The sequence below is a fragment of the Streptomyces azureus genome (assembly GCF_001270025.1).
Classification (GTDB): domain Bacteria; phylum Actinomycetota; class Actinomycetes; order Streptomycetales; family Streptomycetaceae; genus Streptomyces; species Streptomyces azureus.
This window is the reverse complement of sequence record NZ_DF968398.1, coordinates 1-1,501: the sequence shown is the minus strand read 5'-3', so window position 1 is coordinate 1,501 and position 1,501 is coordinate 1. Positions and strand designations below refer to the sequence as shown.

General features: G+C 66.4%; 2 protein-coding genes. Both read right to left on the bottom strand.

The annotated features are described in order from the left end of the window. Positions 1–890 (bottom strand): alpha-amylase family glycosyl hydrolase (locus AOQ53_RS32900; RefSeq protein ID WP_269085489.1); only part of this gene is annotated, 890 nt, incomplete at its 3' end. Next, positions 887–1,501, bottom strand: a 615-nt coding sequence (locus AOQ53_RS32895) for a DUF3459 domain-containing protein (protein WP_408055212.1), incomplete at its 5' end; no start/stop codon positions are given. The genes AOQ53_RS32900 and AOQ53_RS32895, both read right to left, overlap by 4 nt.

The following is a 1,501-nucleotide window of genomic DNA, read 5'->3' as shown; positions in this document are numbered from 1 at the left end:
GCCATGAAGATGCGCGGCATGACCGGGAAGTGGAAGGCCATGTGGCACTCGTCGCCGCCGCTCGGGTAGTCGCCGAAGTAGTCGACGACGTCCTCGGGCCACTGGTTGGCCTCCGCCAGCAGCACCGTGTCCGGGTACTGCGCGTCGATCTCCTTGCGCACCCGCTTCAGGAAGTCGTGCGTGGCCGGGAGGTTCTCGCAGTTGGTGCCCTCCTCCTGGTACAGGTACGGCACCGCGTCCAGCCGGAAGCCGTCGATGCCCAGGTCCAGCCAGAACTTCAGCGCGGAGATCATCTCCTCCTGCACGGCCGGGTTCTCGTAGTTGAGGTCCGGCTGGTGGGAGAAGAAGCGATGCCAGTAGTACTGCTTGCGGACCGGGTCGTAGGTCCAGTTGGAGGCCTCGGTGTCGACGAAGATGATCCGCGCGTCCTGGAACTGCTTGTCGTCGTCCGCCCACACGTAGTAGTCGCCGTAGGGGCCGTCGGGGTCCTTCCTCGACTCCTGGAACCACGGGTGCTGGTCGCTGGTGTGGTTCATGACGAAGTCGATGATCACGCGCATGCCGCGCTGGTGGGCGGCGTCGACGAACTCCACGAAGTCGGCCAGGTCGCCGAACTCGGGCAGCACGGCGGTGTAGTCGGAGACGTCGTAGCCGCCGTCCCGGAGCGGGGACTTGAAGAACGGCGGCAGCCACAGGCAGTCGACGCCGAGCCACTGGAGGTAGTCGAGCTTTGCGGTCAGGCCCTTCAGGTCACCGACGCCGTCACCGTTGCTGTCCTGGAACGAGCGGACGAGCACCTCGTAGAAGACGGCGCGCTTGAACCACTCCGGGTCCCGGTCCCTGGCGGGAGTGTCCTCGAAGGTGTCCTGAACGGGTTCGTTGACGATCATGTTGTGGGTGACCCTCCGATCTGCGGGGTGGACGGTCGCAGAACCGAGAAGACATGCGCGGGCCTACGGCCCGGTTCGAGGCGCACGTAGTTGGCCCTGCCCCAGTGATAGGTCTCGCCGGTGAGCTCGTCGCGCACCGGCACCGACTCGTGCCAGTCCAGGCCGAGTTGCGGCATGTCCAACGAGACCGTGGCCTCCTGGGTGTGGTGCGGGTCGAGGTTGGCGACCACCAGAACCGTGTTCGAACCCTTCCGCTTCGAGTAGACGATCACCCCCTCCTGGTCCGCGTGGTGGAAGTGGAGGTCACGCAGCTGCTGGAGGGCCGGGTTCTCCCGGCGGATGGTGTTGAGCCTGGTGATCAGCGGGGTGATGGTGCGTCCCTCGCGTTCGGCGGCTTCCCAGTCGCGGTGCCTGAGCTGGTACTTCTCCGAGTCGAGGTACTCCTCGCCGCCCTCTCTGAGCGGGGTGTTCTCGCACAGCTCGTAGCCGGAGTAGATGCCCCAGGTCGGCGAGAGGGTGGCGGCGAGGACGGCCCGGACCTCGAAGGCGGGGCGGCCGCCGTGCTGGAGGTAGGCGTGCAGGATGTCGGGGGTGTTGGCGAAGAAGTTCGG